Source organism: Streptomyces albidicamelliae (assembly GCF_025642175.1).
GTDB lineage: Bacteria > Actinomycetota > Actinomycetes > Streptomycetales > Streptomycetaceae > Streptomyces > Streptomyces albidocamelliae.
This window is the reverse complement of the sequence record NZ_CP106795.1, coordinates 7,645,077-7,665,877: the sequence shown is the minus strand read 5'-3', so window position 1 is coordinate 7,665,877 and position 20,801 is coordinate 7,645,077. Positions and strand designations below refer to the sequence as shown.

At 74.8% G+C, this 20,801-nt stretch carries 14 protein-coding genes and 3 pseudogenes; 5 read left to right on the top strand and 12 right to left on the bottom strand.

The features are described 5' to 3' along the window. The first annotated feature begins 190 nt into the window (after positions 1–190). Positions 191–958 (top strand): 4'-phosphopantetheinyl transferase family protein, encoded by a 768-nt coding sequence (locus N8I86_RS34745; RefSeq protein ID WP_073890578.1) that lies wholly within the window; start codon positions 191–193, stop codon positions 956–958. Positions 959–980: 22 nt separating this feature from the next. Here the strand turns inward: N8I86_RS34745 and N8I86_RS34740 are convergent, their stop codons facing one another. The 6 genes and pseudogenes from N8I86_RS34740 to N8I86_RS34725 form a co-directional block, all read right to left on the bottom strand. Beyond that, complete coding sequence (locus N8I86_RS34740) at positions 981–1,370, bottom strand: thioesterase II family protein (RefSeq protein ID WP_263280198.1); 390 nt, start codon at positions 1,368–1,370, stop codon at positions 981–983. Beyond that, positions 1,310–1,627: pseudogene (locus N8I86_RS39505) on the bottom strand (thioesterase II family protein); the annotation flags it as partial. The pseudogene N8I86_RS39505 and the gene N8I86_RS34740, both read right to left, overlap by 61 nt. A gap of 208 nt (positions 1,628–1,835) precedes the next feature. After that, the gene (locus N8I86_RS39500; RefSeq protein ID WP_404830887.1) at positions 1,836–2,297 is read right to left on the bottom strand and encodes a beta-ketoacyl-[acyl-carrier-protein] synthase family protein; all 462 of its coding nucleotides are present in this window, start codon (positions 2,295–2,297) and stop codon (positions 1,836–1,838) included. A 101-nt stretch (positions 2,298–2,398) separates the two neighbouring features. Beyond that, positions 2,399–8,815 (bottom strand): annotated as a pseudogene (locus N8I86_RS34735) (amino acid adenylation domain-containing protein); the annotation flags it as partial. 81 nt (positions 8,816–8,896) lie between these two features. Further along, positions 8,897–9,334 carry a group II truncated hemoglobin gene (locus N8I86_RS34730; protein ID WP_073890581.1) on the bottom strand — a complete coding sequence of 146 codons (438 nt, stop codon included), beginning with the start codon at positions 9,332–9,334 and terminating at the stop codon, positions 8,897–8,899. Between the two features lie 366 nt (positions 9,335–9,700). After that, entirely contained in the window at positions 9,701–11,026 is a 1,326-nt protein-coding gene (locus N8I86_RS34725) for a lanthionine synthetase LanC family protein (RefSeq protein ID WP_263279616.1), read from the bottom strand. A gap of 135 nt (positions 11,027–11,161) precedes the next feature. Between N8I86_RS34725 and N8I86_RS34720 the strand changes: the two genes are divergently transcribed. After that, positions 11,162–12,001 (top strand): tetratricopeptide repeat protein, encoded by an 840-nt coding sequence (locus N8I86_RS34720; RefSeq protein WP_263279615.1) that lies wholly within the window; start codon positions 11,162–11,164, stop codon positions 11,999–12,001. 201 nt (positions 12,002–12,202) lie between these two features. After that, positions 12,203–13,185, top strand: a pseudogene (locus tag N8I86_RS34715) (trypsin-like serine peptidase). Here the strand turns inward: N8I86_RS34715 and N8I86_RS34710 are convergent. The 5 genes from N8I86_RS34710 to N8I86_RS34690 all read right to left on the bottom strand — a co-directional run bounded on the left by N8I86_RS34710 (position 13,182) and on the right by N8I86_RS34690 (position 18,654). Then, the gene (locus tag N8I86_RS34710; RefSeq protein ID WP_073890585.1) at positions 13,182–14,399 is read right to left on the bottom strand and encodes a sensor histidine kinase; all 1,218 of its coding nucleotides are present in this window, start codon (positions 14,397–14,399) and stop codon (positions 13,182–13,184) included. The pseudogene N8I86_RS34715 and the gene N8I86_RS34710 sit on opposite strands and share 4 nt — an antisense overlap. A gap of 34 nt (positions 14,400–14,433) precedes the next feature. Further along, the gene (locus N8I86_RS34705) at positions 14,434–16,182 is read right to left on the bottom strand and encodes a sodium/solute symporter (RefSeq protein ID WP_123440794.1); all 1,749 of its coding nucleotides are present in this window, start codon (positions 16,180–16,182) and stop codon (positions 14,434–14,436) included. A 49-nt stretch (positions 16,183–16,231) separates the two neighbouring features. Continuing rightward, entirely contained in the window at positions 16,232–16,618 is a 387-nt protein-coding gene (locus N8I86_RS34700; protein WP_073890588.1) for a hypothetical protein, read from the bottom strand. 132 nt (positions 16,619–16,750) lie between these two features. Beyond that, on the bottom strand, positions 16,751–17,635 hold the full coding sequence (locus N8I86_RS34695; protein ID WP_263279614.1) for a LytR/AlgR family response regulator transcription factor: 885 nt from the start codon (positions 17,633–17,635) through the stop codon (positions 16,751–16,753). 59 nt (positions 17,636–17,694) lie between these two features. Then, positions 17,695–18,654 carry a GlxA family transcriptional regulator gene (locus tag N8I86_RS34690; RefSeq protein ID WP_263279613.1) on the bottom strand — a complete coding sequence of 320 codons (960 nt, stop codon included), beginning with the start codon at positions 18,652–18,654 and terminating at the stop codon, positions 17,695–17,697. Positions 18,655–18,798: 144 nt separating this feature from the next. Here N8I86_RS34690 and N8I86_RS34685 point away from each other — a divergent pair, with 144 nt between their 5' ends. Further along, a complete protein-coding gene (locus N8I86_RS34685; protein WP_073890593.1) occupies positions 18,799–19,098 on the top strand; it encodes a putative quinol monooxygenase in 300 nt (99 codons plus the stop codon). A 124-nt stretch (positions 19,099–19,222) separates the two neighbouring features. Then, complete coding sequence (locus N8I86_RS34680) at positions 19,223–19,792, top strand: PaaI family thioesterase (RefSeq protein WP_263279612.1); 570 nt, start codon at positions 19,223–19,225, stop codon at positions 19,790–19,792. 21 nt (positions 19,793–19,813) lie between these two features. On the opposite strand, the gene N8I86_RS34675 is transcribed toward N8I86_RS34680, so the two are convergent. Continuing rightward, positions 19,814–20,545: an FAD binding domain-containing protein gene (locus N8I86_RS34675; RefSeq protein WP_263279611.1), complete on the bottom strand. Its 732-nt coding sequence runs from the start codon at positions 20,543–20,545 to the stop codon at positions 19,814–19,816. Positions 20,546–20,801: the final 256 nt, after the last annotated feature.

Sequence of the window (20,801 nt, the reverse complement as noted above, 5' to 3'; positions counted from 1 at the left end):
GTCGCTCCCGCGGTCGGGGGCCGCCCACCGGGCCCCGGCTCTCCCGGTTGTAACCGTCGTGGCCGTCCTGGATCTGCTCACTTTTGAACGGCACGGGTGGTTCCGTCGGCCGCAGGCTCGCTGCGAGGACCCCGGGGGCGTGGGCCGCGAGGGCGTGGGCCGCGGGGTGCGACGGCATCGGGAGGCGGCTGTGCACAGCGGCACGGAGGCGGATCCGCCGTTCCGGTCCCGGCCGCCCGCACCGCTTCCGCTGCGTGGCGGGGTCACCGGCGCTCCCCTGGCCCATGTGTGGGCCGTGGCTCCAGGCACGTACGGCGACCTGCCGCTGCCGTCGGCCGGGGAGCGGCGGCGTCTCGCGGCCTTCCGGCGGGACGAGGACCGGCTGCTGTACGTCACCGCGCGCGGTCTGCTGCGGGCCGCGCTCAGCCGCTGCGTGCCCGACGTCGCGCCCGCGCACTGGCGTTTCACCACCGGGCCGCACGGCCGGCCCGAGGCGGCGGGACCGCGCACCGTGCCCCGGCTGCGCTTCAGCGTCGCCCACGCCCCGGGCCTGGTGGTGTGCCTGGTCTGCCCCGAACTGGACTGCGGTGTCGACGTGGAGGTGCTGGACCGCCCGGTCGACCCGGTACGGGTGGCCCGCGCGATGTTCCACCCGTGGGAGACGGCGCGGGTGCTCGCGGCGCCGCCGGCGGAGCGCGCCGCCGTGTTCCCGCGCCTGTGGACGCTCAAGGAGGCCTACGGCAAGGCGCGGGGCCTGGGCTTCCTGCTGCCCTCGGACTCGTACGCCTTCACCCTGCACGCGACGGGCGCGCCGCGGCTCGCCCGCGCCGCCGACGACGACGGCGGGCGGTGGCAGTTCGCCCAGTGGTCCCCGGGTGCCCGCCATGTCGTCGCGGTGGCGGTGCGCAGGGGTGACGGGCCGGACGTGACGGTCGTACGGCACTCCGGACCGCCGTGATACCGGCGGTGGACGCGGCGGTTCAGGACACCGTCTGGCGTATGTCGGTTCGCAGGTCCTCCAGCAGGTCCGTGCGCAACGGCTCGGGCAGTCCGGTCAGATAGAAGTGGTCGCCGTCGTACACCCGCATCCGGAACGGGCCGTCGGAGACGGTGTCCCAGAGCCTCAGTTCGAGCGGGGTGACCTCCGGGTCCCGGTCTCCGGTGAACCCGGACACCGGGCAGCGCAGCCGGGGGCCGGGCAGCGGCCGGTACGACTCGTTCAGGTGGAAGTCGGCGCGCAGCGCGGGCAGGAACATGCGCATCAGATCGCGCTGCCGCATCACCTCCTGGGGCGTGCCGCCCAGTTCGGCTACGACCCGCAGGAAGTCGTCGTCGGCCAGGCCGGCGAACGGCGGGCGCCGGGCCGCCAGATGCGGGGCCCGCCGCCCGGAGACCAGCAGGCGGCGCGGGCGCGCCGCGGGTCGTCCTGGAAGCGGCGCGCGACCTCGTAGGCGACGGCCGCCCCCGTGCTGTGGCCGAACAGCGCGTACGGCCGGTCCAGGAAGGGGGCCAGGCCCTCGCACAGCGGGCCGATCAGCTCCTCCATGCTCCGGTGGGCGGGTTCGGCGACCCGGGTCTCCCGGCCGGGCAGGATCACCGGGCACACCTCGACCTCCGGCAGGACGAAGTCCCGCCACGGCCGGAAGAAGCCGCCTCCGCCGCCGGCGTGGGCGAAGCAGAACAGGCGCAGCGGCGCGTCGCAGGTGGCGTCGCCGCTCTTCAGCCAGGTACCGGTCACCGGTGTCCCCTCACTCGGTTCCTCTCGAATCCTCCGGTGCGGCGCGCGGGAGGCGGGCCGCAGGGGCTCCTGGGACGCCCGGCCGCTGGTGGCGCGCTCACCGGTCGCCGTCCGCGGAGCGGAGCACGGCGTGGCCGTACGAGCCCGTCGCCGAGACCGCGTTGACCAGGGCGCGCAGCGGAGCGTTGGGGGCGGCGGGGGTCCAGGGCCGGGCGGTGTCGGCGACCGTGAGCCGGGTCCAGTCCGCCAGCTCGGTGCGCCGGGGTGCGACGGCGGTGGGCGCCAGCGTCCGCTCGCGCAGTTGCAGCAGCACCTTGGTGAGCTGGGAGAGGCCGGAGGCCGCCTCCAGGTGGCCGATGTGCGGCTTGACGGTGCCCACGAGCAGTGCGCCGGTGGCGCCCGGCGGCCGCAGCGCGCAGAGCAGGGCGTCCAGTTCGGCGGCGTCGGCGAGCAGCGCGCCGGAGGCGGCGCACTCGACGTAGCCGATGTCCGCGCCGGTGAGGCCGTGCCTGTCGAGCATGCGGGTGAGCGAGCGGGTGAGCGGGTCGGCGGACGGCATGCCGAACGGTCCGGGACGGCCGGCGGCGCCGGCACCGGTGGCCTCGACCACCCCGTGCAGCACGTCGCGGCGGTCCACGGCGTCGCGCAGGGGCGCAGCAGCAGGGCTCCCGCGCCTTCTCCGGGCGACCAGCCGCCGTCCTCCGCGGCGAAGGCCCCCGCGGCCGGCCGGTGCGCCGACAGGCCCAGGTCGCGCAGCAGGGCGAGGTGGTAGGGGTGGGCGACGACGTTGACGCCGCTCACCACCGCCGCGTCGCACTCCCCTTGCCGCAGGCTGGTCGCGGCGAGGTGCAGGGCGGTCAGCGAGGAGGAGCAGGCGGTGTCCACCGCGACGGCGGGCCCCTCGAAGCCGAAGCAGTGCGCGATCCGGGCCGGGAGGTCGGAGGCGGCGCCCGCCTGCCGGGCCGGGCCGCCCGCACGCCATACGGCCTCGCCGGCCTGGCGGTGGTCGTGCCACATCGCGGCGGTGAACACCCCGACGCGCTCGCCGTCGCGGGTCAGGCTGCCGGGGGTGTGACCGGCGTCCTCCAGGCACTGCCACACCACGGGCAACAGCAGCCGCAGTTGCGGATCGAGGCCCTCGGCCTCCTGGGGCGAGATGCGGAACATCCGCCCGTCGAACCCGTCGCCGCCCCGCAGGTACCCGCCGTGCGGCAGCCCCTCCGTGTGCGGTGCGGGTGTGCCGGGCCCGGCGGCGGCCGTCAGCGCGGCCAGCCGCTCGGCGGGCAGCGGGCCGACCGAGCGGCGCCCCGACCGCAGGTTGTCCCAGAACTCGTCGAGCGTGCGCGCACCGGGGTACCGGCCCGCGGCTCCGATGACGGCGATGTCCGCCGAGGCCGCCCGGGGCGCCGGTGCGGGACCGGCACCGAGCCCGGTGGTCACGGCGGGACGCTGCGGGCGGGCGTCGGCGGCGGGCGCGAGGGGCCCGGCGAGGAAGGCGTGCAGCAGCCGCTGACCCGGGTGGAGCCGGAGCGCGTCACTGACCCGGCCGAAGGCGAGACTGCCCACGGCGCACAGGCCGACGCCCGTCTCCTGCTGGCCGCTCATCAGCAGCTGGCCCATGTAGCCGGCCTCGACGGCCAGGTACAGCTCCGACTCCTCGCCGTACAGCGGAGCGATGCCCCGCGGTTCGGAGACGAGGTACACCTCGAAGGCGGCCCGGTCGTAGACCGCGCGGTTGTAGGAGAAGTGGACGGTGCGGTCGATGCCGGGGTCGGCGGTGACGCGCTGCAGCGCGTGGTCGTCCGGCCGGTGGTAGTACAGGCCGCCGGGGACGCCCTCGACCGCCCCGGGCTTGATGTGCAGATAGGTCTGTACGGCGTAGGTGTCGCCCGCCGAGGCGTACAGCCGCCGGGGGCCGTCGCCCGACGGCCGTGCGCGCAGGGCGTTCAGGAACGCGAGGAAGTCCTCGTGCGGGAGCGGGCCTTCGGCGAAGTCCCGGTGCGTGGCCCGTTCCCGGTACTTCTGGGCGGGCGGGGGCGGCCCGTCGAGCACGAGGAGCGGTTCGTCGTCGTGGCGCCGGCGCAGGTGCCAGTCGGCCGACTTGTACCGGTCCCGGTCCTCGGGCGAGAAGAACTCCACGGCGTCGGGGTCGGTGCGGGGCTCGGGCGGTTGCGTCACCTCCGTGGGAGAGGCGTCCGCGGTGACGTCCGCGCCGGCTTGCGCGGGGGTGTCCGGCCCGGCGAGATGGCGGGCCATGCCGTTCACGGTGGGCTCCGCCAGCAGGGCCGACACCGGGATACGGCGCCCGTAGCGGGCCCTGAGCGCCGAGGACAGCTGGGCCAGGGTGAAGGACGTGGCGCCCTGGTCCCAGAGGTCGAGCGTCGGGTCCAGCTCCGGGACACCGATGAGACCGGCGAGCAGGGCACCGATCTCCTCCGCCAGCCGGTCGGCGGGCGGGAACGCCGGGAGCCGTTCGTCCGTGCTGCCGGCCGTCTCGGCGAGGGCCGGCACCGCGGGTCCGGCCGCCGGGGCGGTCGTACCGGGCCCGTCCTGTCCGGGTCCGGCCACCTCGCCGGGCGGGCCGGGCGCGTCGTCGGGCGTCCGGTCGGGCGCGGGCAGCGGCCATGGCAGCGCGTCACGGTCCAGCTTGCCGTTGCCCGTGGCGGGGAACGACGGCAGGAAGCCCACGAAGTTCGGGACCATGTAGTCGGGCAGCGTCCGGGCCGCGTGGGCACGCAGCTCGGACACGGACGGCCGGGCGCCGCCCGGCTCGGCGAGCAGGTACGCGACCAGCCGCCGGTCCCCGCCGCCGTCGGGCCGGGCGACGACCACGGCGTCGTGGACGGCGGGATGGCTGCGCAACCGGTGCTCGATCTCGCCGAGTTCGACCCGGAACCCCCTGATCTTGACCTGGTGGTCGCGCCGCCCGAGGAAGACCATGACGCCGTCGCTGCGGAAGCACGCCCGGTCGCCCGTGGCGTACATCCGGGCGTCGGGGCCGCCCGCGAAGGGCTCCGGGACGAAGCGTTCCCGGGTGAGTTCCGGCCGGCCGTGGTAGCCGAGGCTGAGCACGTCGCCGGCGATGTAGAGGTCGCCCTCCTCGCCGACGCGGCACGGCTCCAGCCGCTCGTCGAGGATGTAGTAGCGGGCGTTGTCGATGGGCCTGCCGTACGGGATGCTGCGCCACTCCGGTTCGATGTCGCCCACGGGGAACCAGTTGGACCACACGGTGGCCTCGGTGGCGCCGCCGAGGCTGATCACCCGCGCCCGGCCGAACACGCGGCGGACGTCGTCCGGGAGGGACAGCGGGATCCAGTCGCCGCTGAGGAAGACCAGGCGCAGGTCGCCGGTGCCCGGGTGCCCGCGGCGTTCCTTGAGCAGCGGGGCGAGCCGGGCGAGCGTGGTGGGCGCGGAGTTCCAGAAGGTGACCGGTTCCCGCAGCAGGGCGTCCACGAGGAGTTCCGGGTCCCGCTGCTCGGCCTCGTCGGCGATGTACAGGCCGGCGCCGTGGCCGAGCAGGCCGAGGATGTCGAAGACGGACAGGTCGAAGCCGAGGGAGGTGACGCACAACCCGGTGTCCTGCGGGCCGAACTCGAAGGTGCGCCGGCACCAGTCGAAGAGGTTGTGCAGGGAACGGTGGGCGACGACCACGCACTTGGGACGGCCCGTGCTGCCGGAGGTGAACAGGCGGTAGGCGACGGAGTCCGCCGCGGTGACGGGTTCCGGGTCGCCCGGGTCGGGCAGGTGCGTGCCGGTGACGTCGGCGGCGTCCAGGTCGACGAGGCGTACGCCGTCCGGCACCTGCCAGCCGGGGCCGCCGGCCGTGACGAGGAGGTGGCCGGTTCGGGTGTCCCCGAGCATGCCGTGGGCGCGCTCGCAGGGCAGGGAGGGGTCCACCGGCACGTAGGCGCCGCCCGCCTTCAGGACCGCCAGCACGGACACGGCCATCGCCGGGCCGCGGCGCACGGAGAGCCCCACCGAGGTGTCCTCGCCGACGCCCGCCCGTCGCAGCCTGTGCGCGACGAGGTTGGCCCGGCGGTTCAGCTCGCCGTAGGTCATGGTGCCGTCGCGCCAGCGCAGTGCCACCGCGTCCGGGCGGATGCGGGCCTGCTGTTCGAAGAGCAGGTGGACGGGGCCCTCGGCGGGGTACGGGCGGGCGGTGTCGTTCCACGCGTACAGGACGCGGTGCCGCTCGCTGTCGTCGTCGGCCGTTCCCGTGCCCGGTGAACCGGCCGCCGCGGGTGCCGCGGAGTCGCGCTCGTCGGCCGACGCGGGCACGGACGCACCGGTGACGTCCTCGTCGGGGGCGTCCGCCTCCTCGGCGAGGCGGGTGAGCGTGTCGACGTAGTGCGCGAACGCCGTGTCCAGGGCTCCTTCGGGAAAGCGGTCGTCGAGAGCGTCCCATGCGAGGTGGAGGGTGCTGCCGTCGTCGACGGTCACGCAGTCCAGGGCCACGTCGGTGGTCGCGGTGCCGGCGGGGCCCGGCCGGACGCCGGCGGGCAGCGGGCAGCCGGTGACGTCGAGGACGGTGGTGAACACCACGGGGTGCTCGAAGCTCTCGTCCCTGCGGCGCCGCATGACGTACGAGCGCATCTCGGACAGTCCGGCGCCGCCGCCCTCGGCCAGGTCGGCGGTGAGCTGCCGGTGGCAGGCGAGGACCGCGGCCGCGAGGTCGGTGCCGCGGGCGGGTGAGCGCACCCAGGTCAGCTCGGTGAACTCGGCGGGCCGGGCCGTGTCCGCGCCGGTGAAGCACACCACCGGGAGGGCGAACGGCTCGTCGTACACCGCGCCGAGGGCCGCGCAGTAGGCCGTCAGCAGGGTCGCGTCGAGGGTCACTCCCCGTCGGCCGGCCCAGGCGGCGAGGCCCGCCCGGTCGCCGAACACCCGCTCCCGGCGTCGCGGGCACGGCGGTTGCCCCTCGTCCCGCAGCGGCGGCCCTGCGGGCAGGCCGGCCAGCCGGTCACTCCAGTACGCGGCGGCTGCCCCGCTCGCCTCCCCGGGCTCGCGCGGCAGCCGGGTCGCGGTGGGCGGGGCGCCCGCGGGGTCGGCGTACCGGGCGAGGAGTTGCCGGGCGAGCAGCACGATACTGCGGGCGTCCCCGACCAGCAGGTCGCAGGACAGGTGCACGGTGGCCGGCCGGCCGGGGGAACGGACGACCCTGAGGTCGGTGAGCGGCCCCCGGTCCAGGCCGAAGGAGCGGTGGGTCATGTCGGCGCGGACGGCACGGTCGACGGCGTCGGGGTCCACGTCCTCGGGTACGTCGGTGACCGGGATCCAGGCGTCCGCCGGGGCGTCGTCCAGCACCCGGAGCGTGCCGTCGGCCCCGGCCCGCAGGCGCAACGCCTCGTGGGCGCCCACCAGTTCCCGCCAGGCGGTGCGCAGCCGGTCCACGTCGAGTTCGTCGACGTGGAAGCTCTGGTGGTACTGGCAGCCGCGGCTTGTGGGCCCGTCGAGGCGGGCCACGAGATAGGCCTGCTGGAGTTCGCGCGGGGGTACGGCCGTGTCGGGCACCGGTTCGCACAGGGCCTGGAGCAGCCGGCAGAAGCGGCCGAACAGGGCGTCGGGGGTGCCCGGCGGGAAGAGCGCGTCGGCGGTGTCCCAGCGGAAGTCGAGGCCGCCGTCGTGCTCGCGCATCTGGTGGTCGAGCGCGATCCCGGAGGTCTGGCCGACGGCGTGGCGCTCGTGGCGCGCCATGCCGCCCCGCCCGGAACCGTCGCGGCCCACGTCGAGCAGGCTGGTGAAGACCACCGGGAGCGCGGGCGACCCGGTGCCGTGCGCGCGCAGTTCGCGCAGGACCTCGACGCTGCCGGCCGACGCGTGCGACAACGCCTCCCACACCCGCTGGTGGGTGGTGCGGGCGGTGTCGTCGAGAGAGGCCCCCTGGGCGCGGGGGTCCACGACGAGCAGGCAGCCGGAGGTGTACGGGCCGACGAGTTCCTCGGCGGCGGCGGGCAGGCGCGGCCGGTCGGTGGTCGTGAGGACGAGCGTGAAGGGCTCGTCGGAGCCGGCCGGTGCGACCGCGTCGGTGAAGGCGGTCAGCACGAGCGAGGTGGGCGAGACGCGCAGCGCGGCGGCGCGGGCGCGCAGCCCCTCCCACTGGGCCGGGGTGAGCCGGCCGCGGCGCGGGGTGCGCAGATGGCCGTCGAGGCCGGGCGGCGGCTCGGGAGGCTCGGCCAGCAGGACGGCGGGACCGCCCGGCAGGCCCTTGAGCCGTTCGGCGGCGCGGGCGACGGCGGCCCGGTGTGCCTCGGAGTCGCGGTGGCGGGCGAGGGCGTCCAGGGTGTCGCGCAGGGTGAACGGCACTTCGGGCAGCCGGTGGTCGTCGTCCGTGTACGCCTGCCACCAGTGGCGCAGCAGCAGGTCGGTGCCGTGGGCGTCGGTGACCGTACCGTCGAGGCTGAGGTGGACGACGGCGCGTCCGGTGGGTTCCCGGCAGATCTCCACCTGGAACGGCGGCCATTGCCCCGGCGGGTACCGGTGGTGGGACAGCCGGCGGCGGACGGCGGCCGCCTCGGTCTCCAGGGCGTCCGGGTCCGGGGTCTCGTGGACGGCGGGTTCGGGCACGCGTACGTGCTCCTGGACCCGCTGGTTGCGTCCGACGCCGGTCAGGCGGAGGGCGTCGACGTGCTCGACGAGGCGCTTCCAGGCCCGGGCGAGGCGGGGGGCGTCCAGTTCCCCGAAGGCGAACTCGTGGTAGTGGTGGCAGCCGAGGGCGTCCGGGTCGAGCTCCGGGTACTTGCCGACGACGTAGGCCTCCTGCATCGGGGTCGCCGGTGCCGGTTCGTACCGTGACTCCGGGGCGGCGACCACGTCCAGCGGGCCGGAGCCGCCGCCGGGCTCCTCGCCCGTGTCCTGGTCGATCCAGGCGGCGAGGTCGCGCGGGGTGCGGCAGTCCAGGAGCCGGGAGAGGGGCACCTCGATCCCGAACTCCGTCTCGATGTCCAGCATCAGGCGTACGGCGGCGAGCGAGGAGAGTCCGGCGTCGGCGAGTTCGCCGTCCGGGTCCAGTGGGCGGCCTTGGGCGACCAGCGGCTCCAGGATGCCGAGCAGCCGCTCACAGGTCGCGCTGGCGGTCACCTCGGCGGGTGACGCGGTGACGGGCTCCGCGGGCTTCAACGATCCCCCCTGGGTTCGGTGGTCGGTATCGGCAGGGCCGGTTCACCACTGCCAGCGGCCCAGTTCGGGGTACGGCGGCTGGAGCATGGGGTGGTTCTCGTCCTGTGAGGCCTTGGTCGTGAAACCGGCCGCCTTCTCGACGTTGGCGGTGAACGCCTTGCGGAAGCGGTCGTCGTCGGGCAGCCCCACCGCGTCGGCGGACGCGAGCATCAGCGTGACGAACCGCTCGCTCATCTCCGGGGTGATCCGCATGCCGACATGGGCCCGCAGCAGGGCGATGAACCCACCGAGTTCCCCGGTGTACCGGGCCGGACCGCCGAGCATCTCGGTGAAGAACGCCGCCAGGTGGTCGGCGTGGTCCGGTGAGCCGGCACGGAACAGGGGTGCCAGCAGCGGGTCGTCGAGCACCGTGCGGTGGAAGTGCTCCGCGAACCGGCGCAACGCCTTCTCACCGCCGACGTGTTCGTACATCGTCGTCATGGATCCGCCCTCCCGTGTGCCGCTCGACCAGCGGGGACGGTACGCCGGGGCGCCCGGCCCCGGCTGCTCAACTTTGTGCACCACCGCAGGCGGGGGCGGTGGCCGGGACGGCGGCGGGCCGAGCCGGTCGGGGCCGCCGCCCCTGTCACATGGTGCTGGCGCGCAGCCGGACCGGCTCACACGAGGCTGGCGCGCAGCGGCGGGCGGGCTCACACGAGGCTGGCGCGCAGCGGCGGGCGGGCTCACACGAGGCTGGCGCGCAGCCGGACCGGCTCACACAGTGGTGCCGCACAGGCGGACCGGCTCACACAGTGGTGCCGCACAGGCGGACCGGCTCACACAGTGGTGCCGCGCAGCCGGACCGGCTCACACGGAGGTGGCGCGCAGGCGGGCGGGCACGGCCCACCACTGGTCCGGGCGGTCCACCACCGGTGCGTCCGGTCCGGTCTCGACGAAGCGGGCGAGACGGAGCAGGTACGCCGCGATGCCCGCCGCGCCCTGCATCCACGCGGTGCCCGGGGGCAGCAGCGGTGGGTCCTGCCGGTGCTCCAGGAAACGCCAGCGGGTGCCTGTGTCGTCCCTGATCGCCCGCGTCACCAGCGCGTCCCCCATGGTGCGCGCGGCCCGCACCAGGGTGTCCGCCCGAGCCGGCGTACCGCAGTCCTGTGCCGCGTCCAGCAGGACGTCCCCGACGCCCGCGGTTCCGCAGCAGCGGCCGTCGTTGTCCCAGAAGCCTGGGCGCAGCCGCTCCGGGATTCCGGAGGTCAGCAGCGAGGTCAGGCAGCGGTCCCGCAGCTCGCCGACCGGAAGCCCGGACACCTCGGCGACGCCCGCGTGCGCCAGCGCGGCGAACAGGTGTGAGGTGCCCGCCGGGCCGTGGCACCAGGTGTAGGTCACCGGTTCCACGTCCCGCTTGGAGGGCGGGATGGTGTGCGGGACGACCAGGCCGCCGCCCTCCAGCGAGCCCACGGACACGACGTGCCGGGCGCCGTCCACCGCCGCCTCGACGAAGTCCGGGCGGTTCAGCGCCGCACCCGCCACGGCGAGCGCGGATGCCACTCCGGCGGTGCCGTGCGAGTAGTTCGGGCACTTCGAGGTGGCGCCCGGGGCGATGCCCCAGTCCAGGCCGACCTCGGTGCGGTCGGCCGCGCGCAGCAGCGCCTCGCAGCCCGTCGTCGCGATCACCTCCGCGGACTCGCCGCCCGCCCAGACCGCCGTCAGCACCACTCCGGCGTTACCCATGACGATGTCGTTGAGGGGGGCGTCGGAGCCGGGCTCGAACTCGAGGGTGGTCCGCCACCCGTCGGGCGTCGCCAGGTCGGCCAGCCGACGCAGGGCGGTCTGCTCCGCGCCAGGGGCCAGCAGCCTGAGTGCCATGGCGTCACCCGCCAGGCCGTCGTACAGCGACGGTTCGGCCCGGTGCGCGGCCTGTGCCGACAGCCGGGAGACGATCCCGTCCGCGAGGCTCCGCTCACTCGCGGTCATTTCCCGGTACCGCGCGATCTCCGCGAGCACCGGGGCGAGGCCCGCGATTCCCGCGTACAGCGTGTCGCGGTCCGGCGCCGGTTCCCCGGGCGCGCCGTCCTCCGGGACGGTCTCGGGCAGCCAGGGGCCGTCGTCCTCCCGGATCTGCCGCAACACCCACGCCCAGGCGCTCTCGCCCAGTTCCCGGTACATCTCGTCCGCCGCCACGCGGTCACGCTACAACGCGTGCGCGGTGCTCCCCGACACCCTGGTCCCCGTCCCCCGCCCACCCGACGGTACGAGCAGGTCATGGACCGGCCCCCCGGCCGCGCCCCCGCGGGCGCCTCCCCTTAAGCTCCGCGCATGAAATTCTTCCGGTCCCGCGGCCGCGACGGCGCCGGGCAGACCACGGAATCGCCGCTGATCCGGGCCATGACCCTGTACCAGGACGGGAGTTACGCGGAGGCGGAGGCCGAGAGCCGCGCCGTGGCGGCCGCCCGGTCCGGGCTGCGCGACGACCCGTACGCGCCGCTGGCTCTGGGCATGGCCGCGCTGGCGGCGAACGCCCAGGGCCGCCATGCCGAGGCCGTCGCCGCGTACGACGGGCTGCTGCCGGAGTTCGGCAGAATCCTCGGTGCCGCGCACCCGCAGACCCTGAAGCTGCGCTCGGACCGCGCGCAGGCGCTGAGCGCGCTCGCCCGGTACACGGAGAGCGAGGCCGAGTGCGCGGCGTTGGCCAGGATCGCCCGCCGCGGCGCCGGCCCGCACATGGCCCTCCTGTTGGCCGCCGCCCGCAACGGACGGATCTTCGCCCTGAACGGCCTGGGCCGGCACGCCGAGGCCGAGACCGTCGCCCGGGAAGCCCTGGCCGCCCACGGCGACCGGGACAGGTTCCGCCTCGTCCTGCTGCTCGGTCTGGCCCGCAGCCTCAACGGCCAGGGCCGGCACACCGAGGCGCTCGCCGAGGCCGGGAGTGCAGACGAGCTGCGCCGCGGCCTGCCCGAGGGCGAGGGCCGTTCGGAGACCGGTGGCGTCGAACTTGCCTTCGCCACGGCCCTGTTCGGGCTGGGACGGGACGTCGAGGCCCGTACCCTGGCCGCGACCGCCCACGCCTCCTGCCTGGCCGCCTTCGGCCCGGACCACCGTCGCACCGCCGAGGCCCGGGAACTCCTCGACCGCGCCGACACCCCTGAGCACCCCTGACCGCAACTTCCTTCCGCGGGAACACACTTCAGTGTGTGCGCCGCGCGCAGGCGCGTCTTCCGGACAACGCATTGACACGCCCCTGACAATTTTACGGTTCCATGGCACTCTGCGTCACGCACGTCCGTCCATCCGCACCGTTCTTCGTTCCCCCACCCTGCCCGGAGCCGACCAGTCCGGGCACGGCAGAAGGAGACCTGCGTGAGACGCCATCGCACTGCCGCGGGCATACTCTTGGCCGTCGGAGCCCTGTTCGCCGGCGGACTCGCCGGCGCCGGTGCCGCGGACGCGGCGCCCCGGCACCCGGCCCCCGACCGTCGGCGGCGGTCCGCACCGCCCCGGCCGCCGAACAGCAGCGGGCCCGCACCTTCTGGACCCCCGAGCGCATGCGCGGCGCCACTCCCCTCGATCTGCTGCTCACCCGGCATGCCGCCAAGAGCCTGAAGACCCCGCGGGCGGGGGCGGAGACCTCCACCGTCGCACCTACCGCCGCCCCCGCCTCCTTCCCGCAGGCCGGCGGCCCGTGGACCGGTGGCGGCGCCGTCGTCCCGACCTCGGGGCGGGTGTTCTTCACCTTCCAGGGCCGCACCGCGTCCTGCACGGGCAACGCGGTGACCAGCCAGAACGCCGGCACCGTCATCACCGCCGGACACTGTGTGAAGTACCAGGGCAGCTGGCACACCAACTGGGTCTTCGTACCGGGCTACGACAACGGCAACGCCCCGTACGGGCAGTGGAGCGCGGCCAAGACCCTCACCACCCCGCAGTGGGAGGCGAGCGAGGACATCAACTACGACGTCGGCGCGGCGGTCGTCACCCCGCTGAACGGCCGGAACCTCACCTCGGTCGTCGGCGCCCAGGGCATCCAGTTCAACGGTGGCTACAACAAGCAGATGTACTCCTTCGGCTTCCCGGCCGCGTCGCCGTACGACGGCACTAAGCTGATCTACTGCAGCGGCAACAGCTCCAAGGACTTCCTCTTCTCGCAGGACCACAGCCTCGGCTGCAACATGACCGGCGGGTCCAGCGGCGGCCCCTGGTTCACCGGGTTCAGTGAGTCCGCCGGTACCGGGCTGCAGGTCTCCGTGAACAGCTTCGGCTACGTCTTCCTGCCGAACCGGATGTTCGGCCCGTACTTCGGAGACGTCGTCAAGGCCCTGTACGACAAGGCCCAGGCCGCCTAGCCGAGCCGGTCCAGGCGGCCGCGCGGGGGCGAACTGTGGACTCCGGGACGGTACTTGGGAATCCGGGCAGTGATCTTCATGCCTGCCCCGACGCCGGTCTCGATCACGAGTCCGTGCTCGTCCCCGTAGACCTGCCGCAGCCGCTCGTCGACGTTGCGCAGCCCGATGCCCGCCGAGGGACTGCCCTCGCCGCGCAGGATCCGGCGGAGCCGGTCCGGCTCCATGCCGACCCCGTTGTCCTCGATGACGATCCGGGCCAACGCCCCCTCGTCCTGCGCGGCGATGGTGATCCGGCTGCGCTCGACGCTCTCCTCCAGTCCGTGTTTGACCGCGTTCTCCACCAGCGGCTGAAGGCACAGGAAGGGCACCGCCACGGGCAGCACCTCGGGGGCGATCTGCAGGGTCACCTCCAGGCGCTGCCCGAACCGGGCGCGCACCAGCTCCAGGAACTGCTCGACGGAGCGCAGTTCCTCCGCGAGAGTGGTGAACTCGCCGTGCCGGCGGAACGAGTAGCGGGTGAAGTCGGCGAACTCCAGCAGGAGTTCACGGGCCCGCTCGGGGTCGGTGCGGACGAACGAGGCGATCGCCGCGAGTGAGTTGTAGATGAAGTGCGGGGAGATCTGCGCGCGCAGCGCCCGGATCTCCGCCTCGATCAGGCCGGTGCGGGCCCGGTCGAGGTCGGCCAGTTCGAGCTGTACGGACACCCAGCGCGCCACCTCCTCGGTGGCGCGGACCGCCGGGGCGGACTCCCGGGCGCCGAGCACGACGAGGGCGCCGAGCACCCGCTGGTCGACGGTGAGCGGCGCGGCGGCGCCCCAGCGCACCGGGCAGTCCGGATCCCGGCACTCGACGGTGAAGGTCCGCGTGCGGCCGGTGCCCAGCACCTGGCGGGCCCGGTCCAGGGCCGCCTCCTCGTGATGCCGGCCGGGGCCGTCCCAGGCCAGCGTCCGGTCCTCGGCGGTGAGCGCGAGGGCGGCCGTGCCGAACAGCGGACGGAGGCGGCGCACCGCCTTGCGCGCCGCGTCCTCGGTGAGTCCGGCGCGCAGCGGGGGTGCGGCCACGGAGGCGGTGTGCAGGGTGTGGAAGGTCGCGCGCTCCACGGGCGTGCCGAGGTCGGCCCGCTCCTCGGCGGCCCGGCGCACGAGCAGCCGGCCGGTGGCGAGTCCCGCCGCGAACAGCAGGGCGCCGCCCGCGAGCAGGGCGAGCGCGATCATGCGAAGGCCCGCGGGGCGGTGGGCCGACGGGTCGTCATGGGGTCGCTCCCGGCGGCTGGTGGGCGCCCCGCGGCGCGGGGCGCTCGGGCAGGTGGAGGCGGGCCATGGCGGCCTCGGTGCCGGCCGGGATCCGGTGCCGGGTGGCGAGCGAGACAAGGATCATGCTCAGGAAGCCGAGCGGCACCGACCACACGGCCGGCCAGGCGAGCAGGGTGTGCGCCCAGCCGTCCGCCAGAGGTCCGGCGATGGTCAGGGCGACGGCGGTCAGGGCGCTGCCCCCACCGGTGAGCAGGCCCGCGATCGCGCCGGGCGCGGTGAGCCCGCGCCACCAGATGCCGAGCACCAGCAGCGGACAGAAGGACGAGGCCGCCACGGCGAAGGCCAGCCCCACGGCGTTGGCGACGGGCAGCCCGCTGACGGCCGCGCTGGCCGTGGTCGGTACGGCGATCGCCAGCAGCGTCGCCAGCCGGAAGTGGCGGACGCCCAGGGAGGGCAGGACGTCCTGGCTGAGCACGCCCGCGACGGACAGGGTGAGGCCGGAGGCGGTGGACAGGAAGGCGGCGAAGGCGCCGGCGGCGATCAGGGCGCCGAGGAGGTCGCCGACAAGGCCTCCGACGAGGCGCTCGGACAGGACGAGGACGGCGGCGTCGGTGTCGCCGGTGAGGAGCAGATCGGGGGCGTAGACACGGCCGAGGAGACCGTACAGGGGTGGCAGCAGGTAGAAGCCGCCGACCAGGGCGAGGACGATGACGGTGGTGCGCCGGGCCGCGCGGCCGTCCGGGTTGGTGTAGAAGCGGACCAGTACGTGGGGCAGACCCATGGTGCCGAGGAAGGTCGCGCAGATCAGCCCGTACGTCGTGTACAGCGGGTGGTCGTCCCGGCCGCCGGACAGCGGGGTCGCCCAGCTGGAGGCGCCGGTGCGCCGGCCGCCGTCGGCGGCGCGCTCGGGCACCGGGGTGTCCGGCGGGAACCGCAGGGTCGTACCGGCCCGGACCTCGTGCACGCCCGGCCCCAGCGACACCCGGCCGCCGTCGTGGCGCTCACCGTCCACGGTGCCGGTCACGTCCGCGCGCAGCGGCTCCGCGATCCTGAGGCGGACGGTGCTGTCCACGGTGACCACGGTGTGCCGGCGGAAGGTCGGCGGCTCGTCAAGGGCGGCTCCGGGGCGCGGGTCGCCGTGCCAGGCGGCGGCCAGGAACAGCGCGGGCACGAGGAGCGCGGCCAGCTTCAGGCAGTACTGGAACGCCTGGACGAAGGTGATCCCGCGCATCCCGCCCGCCGCCACGGCCAGGGTGACGACGACCGCGACGAGCACGCCGCCCAGCTCCCTCGGTGCGCCGGTGACCAGGCCCAGGGTGAGACCGGCGCCCTGCAGTTGCGGCAGGAGGTAGAGCCAGCCGACGCCGACGACGAGCACGCTGGCCACGCGCCGCGCGGCCCTGGACTCCAGGCGCGACTCGGCGAAGTCGGGCAGCGTGTAGGCCCCGGAACGGCGCAGCGGGGCGGCGACGAACGCGAGGAGGACCAGGTAGCCGGCGGTGTATCCGACGGGGAACCACAGCATGTCGACGCCCTGGGCGGCGACGAGTCCGGCGATGCCGAGGAAGGAGGCCGCCGACAGGTACTCGCCGCTGACGGCCATGGCGTTGAGATACGGCGGCACGGTGCGGGAGGCAACGTAGAAGTCGGAGGTGGTGCGGGAGATGCGCAGTCCCGTCGACCCGATCACCAGGGTCGCGACGACCGCCGCGGACACGGCCACGATGCCGTACGTCTGGTTCACCCGGCGGCTCCGCACGGGTGGCCGGCGCGCGGCTCGGCGGCGGTCACCTTCAGGCCCTCCCGACGAGGTCCCCGGCGTCCCGTTCGTTGCGTTCGGCGCGTACGACGTACCACCGGCCGATCAGCACGAGTGCGGGGTAGGCCGCGACACCGAGGACGGCCCACACGATCAGCGCCCGGCCCGGCCAGGGCGACTGTGCGGGCAGTGCCGTGAAGACGAGGGGCAGTAGTCCGATCACCGTGACCAGCAGCCCGAACGTGGCTATGGCCAGGCGGAGTTGGCGGCGCATCAGGGCTCGCAGGACCGCGGAGTCGACGGCGGACAGCTCTTCGAGCGCGCGGATCTCCCGGGCGGGGCGGGCCGGCCCCTGGGCCGTGCGGGGGCTCTGCGGGGTCCAGGTGACGACCTCACGCCTGGGAGTCCCGGGAGCACTCATGACGCAGCCTCCGCCCCACGATGATCACCGTTCGCAGTGGAGTGTACGCATCGAGAAATCCCCGGCGATAGGCCGCGGCGCCACCTCGGTCCCCGAATGTGACCTCCGCTCCCGCGCCAGCCTCCTCGCGGATCAGCGGCCGTTGCCCGGCCGGCCCGCCTTGGCGTCGCTGAGGAGCAGATCCCGCAGCTCCCGGGCGTTGCGGCGGCTCACGGCGAGTACCGCGCCGCCGACCCGGACCGTCAGGCTGCCGGCGTCGACCCGGAGTTCCTCGATGCCGGCGACCGAGACCAGGTGACGCCGGTGGATCCGGACGAAACCCCTCGCCCGCCAGCGCTCCTCCAGCGTCGACAGCGGTATCCGCACCAGGTGGCTGTCCTCGCGGGTGTACAGCCGGGCGTAGTCGCCGTGGGCCTCGGCGTAGGTGATGTCGGCTATGGGCAGGAAGCGGGTCACTCCCCCGCGCTCCACCGATATGTGGTCCGCGAGGGGGGAGGCGGGAGGCCGCGACGGCCCCGGGACCACGCCCGTACCCGAGCCCGTGCCCACGTGCGCATCGGCCTCCGACGACGGGGACGAGGACGGGAACGCGGACGCGGACATCGCGGCGCGGGTGGCCCGGTCGGCCTCGACGAGTTCCGCGACCCGCCGTACCGCCTCCGCCAGGCGCTCCCGGCGCAGCGGCTTCAGCAGGTAGTCGACGGCTTTGAGGTCGAAGGCCCGCAGGGCGAAGTCCTCGTGCGCGGTGACGAAGACGACGCGGGGCGGCGCGGCGAACCCGGTCAGGAGCCCGGCCACGTCCAGACCGCTGAGCCCGGCCATGTGGATGTCCAGGAACACGACGTCGACGTGGTCCGCGCCGCCCTGTCCCCCGTTCTGGGCCCGGCCCAGCCGGCGCAGCGCCTCGGTCGCCGCCAGGGCTCCCTCGGCGGAGTGCACCCGGGGATCTGCCCGCAGCAGGAACAGCAGTTCCTCCAGGGCCGGTTCCTCGTCGTCGACCGCCAGCACGCGCAGCATGGAGCGGGATTGTAGACCCTCGGCCGGGACCGGGCACGGGTGCCGGCAGGGCGCCCGGGTCACCGTCCGCGCAGGGCGCTCGCCGTCTCCCCGGTGCGTTCGCGCAACAGGATCCGGAGCGTGTTGGCGTGCTCGTAGCCGACCTTGCGGGCGATCACCTCCAGCGGCAGGTCCGTGGTGCGCAGCAGGTGTGAGGCGCGCTCGACCCGCAGGTCCCGCACGAAGCCGACGGGCGAGGTGCCCAGGGTGCGGCGGACGGCCCGCTGGAGCGTGCGCTCGCTGACGCCGAGGGCCCGTGCCCCGTCGGCGATGGAGATCGGCTGGTCGAGGTGGTCCCGGGCCCAGCGCTCGAAGGCCGCCAGGGTCGGATCGCTCTGTGCCAGCGCGGCGGAGATCGTGTACGCCGCCTGCGAGGGGCGCTCGTCGACGACCAGGTAGCGGGCGACCAGGTCCGCCAGGACGGGGCTGCTCATCCGGACGATCGCCAGGGCCAGGTCGACGTGCCCGAAGGCCGCACCTGCCGTGGTCACCCCCTCGCACGTGGCGACCATCCGGCTCTCGTCGACCGTCACGGCGGGGTAGCGCTTGCGGAAGTACGGTGCCAGCCACCAGCTGGTCGTCGCCCGGCGCCCGTCCAGGATCCCGGACTCGGCCAGCAGGAACGTCCCCGTGCAGGCGGAGGCGACGGGGGTACGGCGTTCACGGGTGGCGGCGACGAGGCGTCGTACGGGCGCCGCGTCCCGGCCCGACACGTGTGCGATCAGGGCGTCGGGGCGCCGCTCCGCCAGCGCGGGCACCACCAGCAGGTCCGTACGCTCCGCGGCCCCGACGGGGGTGGTCTCCACGAGGTGCCCGGCGCCCGTGCGGATCCGGCGGCGGAAGCCGATCGTGGTGACCGTCAGGGCGGGCGGCGGCTCGGGCAGCTCCTCCCGCAGGGCGTTCGCCCCGTCCAGCACGTCGAGCAGGGCCGCGAGCCCGGAGTCGAAGACACCGTCGTAGGCCAGCACAGCTATGTCCATGGCGGAAAAGATATCGAACGCGTCGTTTCCGACACTGGGTGGGAGGGTCCGGACGGCATAGCTTTCTCGGTGTCCGGACGCGTTCCGGTGCCCGGTACCGGCACCGCACACCTTCCACGAAGATCCACACCACGGGAGTGCACCATGACGAAACTCGGACTGCTGGCACGCATCGAGGCCAAGCCCGAGTACGCCGACGCGGTCGAAGGCCTGCTGCGCGACGCGCTCGAACTGGCCCGAGCGGAGGACCACACCGTCACCTGGTTCGCGTTCCGGCAGGGCGCCACCACGTTCGGCGTCTTCGACACCTTCGACGACGAGCAGGGGCGCCAGGCCCACCTCCAGGGCAAGATCGCCGCCGCCCTGATGGACGCCGCGGGGACGATGCTCAGCGAGGCGCCGGACATCCGTCCCGTCGACCTCCTGGCGGTCAAGCTTCCCTGACCGGAAGACGCCGGTTGGCGGTGCGGTGTGCGCACCGCACCGCCGCCCGGCGACCCGCACACCACCACCCCGGCCGCGGGCCGCGAAGCGGCGGCCGCGAGCCCTTCGAAGGACGGAAAGCAGCATGGCGCAGTTCGCCACCCACGACCGCGGCGTCTCCGGCACCACCACCCACTCCGGCACCGCACCCGGAGCCGGGACCCGGTCGCGCACTCATTCCTGGGAGCCGCCGGTCGGTTACGCCGCGGCCGGTGACCACACCGGCCTCGAACTGGCCCGCATGAGTCTCGACGGGCGGCTGCCGGAGGCCCCGATCTGCGGGACCCTCGGCTTCCGGCTGGTGGGGGCCGAGGAGGGCAGGGCCGTCTTCGAGGGCGACCCCGGTGAGCACCTCTTCAACCCCATGGGCACGGTGCACGGCGGCTTCATGGCCACCCTGCTCGACTCCGCCCTCGGCACGGCCGTACTGACGGCGCTGCCGGCCGGTCGCGCGTACACCACCGTGCAGCTCGGGGTGCACCTGGTGAGGCCGGTGTTCGCGACCACCCCGACGCTGCGCTGCGAGGGCCGCACGGTCCATGTCGGCCGGACGACGGCGACCGCGGAGGCCCGCGTCGTCGGGGCCGAGGACGGCAGGCTGTACGCGCACGGGACCACGACATGCGCGGTCTTCCCGGTGCCCGGCGCGGTGTGAGCCCCTTGCGGGCCGGGCGCCCTACGCGTGTCCCTCCGCGGGGCGGTCCGCCAGGACTCCGGTGACCTGCGGGCGGACGACCTCCCACGCGGCGGCCGGCAGGTCGCCGAGCGCCGTCCGCCGCAGTTCCTCCAGGGCCTGTCCGGCGTCGCCGGTCGCGGTGGCGACCCCGCTGACCACCTCGTAGCCGTCCCGCACGGCGACGAGCAGGCGCTCGCCGCCGCCGTCGCGGGCGTGCAGCGCCGAGGCGACGACGAGCGGGGGCGCCCCGCCCGCTTCGGCGGGCAGCTTGCGGTAGGCCGAGGCGATCGGTGTGCGCCAGTGGAGGCTGAGCAGGACGGGCCGCTTGGCCACCACTTCGGCCAGGTCGGTCTCGTGCACGCCGTCGGGCTCCAGCACCGTCGCCCGGGCGTCCAGGACCAGCGCCGCGGGCAGCAGGCAGCGCAGGGTGCTGCCGACCAGGTTGCCGCCGACCGTGGCCGTCCGGCGCACGGCCCCGGTGCCCACCGTGGCGGCGGCCAGCCGCAGGACGTCCGGCACCCGGTCGTCGATCCGGTGCAGGACCACGGCGGCCCCGACCGACTCCGCACCGAGGACGTTGGCCTCCGTCAACTCACGCAGCGACATGGCGAGTTCGGGAAACCCGTCCCGTTGCCAGGTGGCCCATACGAGGGTGGCCCCGCCGATCGGCGCGGCGCCCGCGGCCAGACATTCCTGCGCTTCGGAGACGGACGTGGGCAGACGCAACAGCACGGGCCACCTGCCTTTCTGGGGAGTCGGGCGGCGAGCGGACGGCTTGCCGGTCGCCGCCCCGCGGCAGGGAAGTCTGGCCTCCCCGGCGGGGGCGCGTCCAGGGCACACGGGGGCGTCCTGTGCGCCCCCGTCAAGTGCACTGTGGGCACAACAGCCGTACGCTCAGGGTCAATTGCCCTGCCTCCGGTCGATTTACGGTGGCTTCCAGCGGTACCGGACACGTCGGAGACACGCCCGGCCCGTGTGCCGGATCCCC